At 60.1% G+C, this 3961-nt stretch carries 3 protein-coding genes and 4 pseudogenes; 6 read left to right on the top strand and 1 reads right to left on the bottom strand.

Annotated features, from left to right (window positions below; translation table 11 throughout):
* Positions 1-19: 19 nt before the first annotated feature.
* The 6 genes and pseudogenes from tnpB to ACP151_RS21010 form a co-directional block, all read left to right on the top strand.
* Positions 20-496 (top strand): annotated as a pseudogene (gene tnpB / locus ACP151_RS21035) (IS66 family insertion sequence element accessory protein TnpB).
* A 38-nt stretch (positions 497-534) separates the two neighbouring features.
* Positions 535-954 carry a hypothetical protein gene (locus ACP151_RS21030; RefSeq protein ID WP_424980758.1) on the top strand — a complete coding sequence of 140 codons (420 nt, stop codon included), beginning with the start codon at positions 535-537 and terminating at the stop codon, positions 952-954.
* 186 nt (positions 955-1140) lie between these two features.
* Positions 1141-1458, top strand: a complete 318-nt coding sequence (locus tag ACP151_RS21025) for an IS66 family transposase (protein ID WP_424980748.1) — start codon at positions 1141-1143, stop codon at positions 1456-1458.
* Between the two features lie 200 nt (positions 1459-1658).
* Positions 1659-2207, top strand: coding sequence for an IS66 family transposase (tnpC, locus tag ACP151_RS21020; RefSeq protein WP_424980749.1), 549 nt, complete (start codon positions 1659-1661; stop codon positions 2205-2207).
* Positions 2208-2254: 47 nt separating this feature from the next.
* A pseudogene (locus ACP151_RS21015) lies at positions 2255-2651 on the top strand (transposase); the annotation flags it as partial.
* Positions 2652-2787: 136 nt separating this feature from the next.
* A pseudogene (locus tag ACP151_RS21010) lies at positions 2788-3683 on the top strand (IS3 family transposase); the annotation flags it as partial.
* A gap of 52 nt (positions 3684-3735) precedes the next feature.
* Here the strand turns inward: ACP151_RS21010 and ACP151_RS21005 are convergent.
* Positions 3736-3961: pseudogene (locus ACP151_RS21005) on the bottom strand (IS5/IS1182 family transposase); the annotation flags it as partial.

Below are 3961 nucleotides of genomic sequence, written 5' to 3'. Positions count from 1 at the left end.
TGATCCGGAAGCTGGCTTCGTGATCCCGGTTCCGGCAAGCACGAAGATCTGGCTGGCCGCCGGAGTCACGGACATGCGCAAAGGGTTCGGCGGGCTGTCGGCGCTGGCTGAGAAGGTGCTGGCAGAAGATCCGTTCTGCGGGCACTTGTTCGTATTCCGGGGACGGCGCGGGGATCTGCTGAAGGTCATCTGGTGGGAGTGAAGCCCGGACCGCGCAGCGGCAAATCATCCGGGGGATGATTTGAGGGCAGAACGGGCGGAGCCCAGGGGGCTTGCCTGTTCAGCAAGCGGCTGGAACGGGGCCGGTTTGTCTGGCCTTCTGCGAAAGACGGCAAGATCAACCTGACGCCTGCTCAGCTGTCGATGCTTCTGGAGGGGATCGATTGGCGCCCTCTCGGCAGATTTGCGTTGCAAATCGCCTGCCGGATTAGAGTTGCCTCAGAAGACCTGGAAGCCGCTGACCGCCGGGAATTATCCCGCAATTGCAGAGCCGTAGGATTTCCAATCCGCCATAGCCGGGGTATATTCCGGCCCATGCTGGATGCGCCCAAAACATTGCCTTCCGATCCCGGTGAACTCCGCGAGACTGCGGAAGGTTTGCTTGATCTGGTGAAGGCGCAGGCGCTGAGGATCGCCAAGCTGGAACATCAGCTTGCGGGGCATAACCGGCACCGGTTCGGATCAAAATCGGAAAGTCTGGATCAGCTTCAACTCCGTCTGGAGGAAGACGAAACAGCGGCAGCGCAGGTTGCCGGCGAAGATGTTCCTGACGGAGATGCAGAGGGACAGAAGGCCAAACCCAAGCGCAAACCGCTGCCGCCCGAACTGCCCCGGATTGATCAGGTTCTGACGCCCGGCGAAGCCTGCACATGCGGCGGCAAGCTGCGGACCATTGCCGAAGATGTGACGGAAGAGCTGGAATATGTGCCCGGCCGCGTTCGCCATTGTGCTTGAACCAATGGCGCATCAATGGCTCACTGGTGAACCGTATTGTCCGCCCGCGCATGGCCTGCCGGGACTGCGACCGTATCGTTCAATCTGCGCTGCCATCCATTGCCCGGCAGGCGAATTGTCTTGCAATTCTGCCGGGAGGGGCGCCCGATTGAGCGCGGCCGTCCTGGGCCCGGCCTTTTGGCCCATGTGCTGGTCGGAAAATATGCAGACCACTGCCCTCTGTACCGGCAATCGCAAATCTACGGACGGGACGGGGTTGATTTGGACCGTTCCACCCTGGCGGATTGGGTTGGCCGCTCTGCCGCACTGTTGGAACCCTTGGCTGATGCCATCGGCCGTCATGTGCGCGCTGGCCAGGCCATCTTTGCGGATGACACCCCGATCAAAATGCAGGCCAAAGGCAAATGTGCCACGGCCCGCGTATGGGCCTATGTCCGTGATGAACGTCCTTGGGGCGGAGCTGATCCGCCTGCCGCCTGCCGCCTGGTACCGGTTCACCTCTAACCGCAAAGGCAAGCATCCCTCAGCGCATCTGGCCTGCTACAACGGCTGGATGCATGCCCCCTCCCGGGACATTGCTGCGCAATGCCCTGCCGGGCAGTGGATGGCTATACCGGCTTCAATAACCTGTACCGCTCTGGCGCTGTCAGCGAAGTTGCCTGCCTTCTCGGCAGCATGCTTCGCATGCGCCTGCCAGGTAAGACATGGCGCATATCCGTCGCAAGTTCGTCGATGTGTTCCAATCGCAGGGGCTGGCCGTGGCCGAAGAGGCGATCCGCCGGATTGCTGAGCTATACGCCGTGGAAAAGGACGCCCGCGGATTGCCGCCGCAAGGGCGCGTCCAACTGCGCCAATCCAGGTCAAAGCCGCTGCTCGATGATCTGGAGGCCTGGCTGGCCGCACAACTGGCTCGCATTCCGGGCAAATCCGAACTGGCCAAAGCGATCCGCTATGCCCTGACGCGGATGGCGAAACTGCGCCCCTATCTGGATCATGGCATCCTGGAGCTCGACAACAATTCCGCAGAGCGGGCGATGAAGCCAATTGCCATAGGCCGCAAGAATTACCTTTTTGTCGGCTCCGAAGGCGGCGGGAAAGCTGCTGCCATTGCCTATACTTTGATCGAAACCGCCAAGATGAACGGGGTAGATCCCCAAGCGTGGCTCACCTGGGTTTTGGCACAGATCGCGGATCATAAGATCACACGTCTGAACGAGCTCATGCCCTGGCGCTACGCTGCTGCCGCAGCGTAGCAGGCAACGCCGGATCTGTACCAGTTCGGCTTGGCTGGACGGTCACGTTGAAGCAGCGTGGATCGCTGTCGATTTGGTTTGACCCTGAGATGGTCTGGGTGCCACTGCCGAGCGGCAGACGCGGGCGGGAGCCCCAGTTTAGCGACGCTGCGATCCAGATTTGCCTGACGATAAAGGTACTGTTCGGAATGCCATTGCGGCAGACGACGGGGTTCGTGCAGAGCCTCTTGCAACTGGTGGGGCAGGATTGGGCGGTGCCCGATTTCAGCACTTTGTGCCGCCGTCAGAAGACGCTGAACGTGAACCTACCGTATCGCGGTGGCAGTGGTCCACTTAACCTGTTGATCGATAGTACTGGCATCAAGGCGGAGGGCGAAGGCCCCCTCTCGGTGATGCTTGCATCACCTGTCGGTTGCTAAGTGGAACGCGCGCAAGCATGGCGGATGGGTAAACCTCCCTAAAAATAGTGATGTTCAATAGTGGAATTTTCTCGGCAAGATGACTGAGGAGATTTTTGACGTGCTCCCCTGAAATGTCCGCGTTTTGAAGTTAGCCTGTTCTCCACACGAGGAGACAGACAATGCGGAAAAGCCGATTCAGCGAAGAGCAGATCATTGGCATCTTGAAGGAGCACCAGGCCGGGATCGGTGCCAAGGAACTGTGCCGCAAGCACGGCATTAGCGATGGCACCTTCTACAAATGGCGCTCGAAGTATGGCGGTATGGAAGTGTCCGAGGCCAAGAGGCTGAAGGCCCTGGAGGCCGAGAACACCAAGCTGAAGAAGATGCTTGCGGAGCACATGCTCGACGTCGCTACACTCAAGGAAATGCTGGGAAAAAACTTCTGAAGCCCGGTGCTCGGAAACGTGCCGTGGACTGGGCCATGACAGAGAAGAACTATAACCAGCGGCGGGCGTGTGCCTTGGCCGGGCTTGATCCGCATGTCTATCGGCGAAGGTCAAGCAGGCCGGAGGATCAGGGGCTGCGTCAGCGGTTGAAGGAGTTGTCCGGAGAACGCAGGCGGTTCGGTTATCGGCGCCTGCATATTCTGCTGAACCGGGAGGGCTGGAAAGTGAACTGGAAGAAACTCTATCGGATCTACTGCGAAGAGGGCCTGACGGTGCGCAAGCGCGGTGGCCGTAAACGGGCGATTGGCACCCGTGCGCCGATGGCAATCCCGCAAGGCCCGAACCAAAGATGGTCGCTGGACTTCGTGTCCGACAGCCTGTCAGACGGGCGCCGTTTCCGGGTTCTGTGCGTCATTGACGACTTCAGCCGGGAGTGCCTGGCCTGCGTGGTCGACACGTCTCTTTCCGGGCAACGCGTGGCGCGTGAACTGGACAACATCGCCCGGCTGCGCGGCTCCCCCTGCATGGTGGTCAGCGACAACGGAACGGAACTGACGTCGAACGCCATCCTGAAATGGCAAGAGGGCCGCAAGGTCGAGTGGCACTACATTGCCCCTGGCAAGCCAATGGCGTTGTTGCGCAACTCGTTTTGAGGACGAGCTTCCCCTTTCCGCGGCGGATTCATCCATCACACACGATCTCGGCGGTGCCGAGGGCCGAGAATCGGTTCATGAGAGCGATGCGGATGTGGATTTCGGCGGTTTGTCTGTCTGGGTCCCTCGCCATGATGCGTTCGCCGAATGCCTTGAGGCATAGCATTTTGGCCTCCACGCGACTTCGGATGTGATAACCACTCCATCGTTTCCACAGCGCCCTGCCGAAGCGTTGCGAAGCGCGCAGTATCTCG

Source organism: Leisingera sp. S232 (genome assembly GCF_049800895.1).
Classification (GTDB): domain Bacteria; phylum Pseudomonadota; class Alphaproteobacteria; order Rhodobacterales; family Rhodobacteraceae; genus Leisingera.
This window is presented reverse-complemented; position numbering and strand designations above follow the sequence as displayed.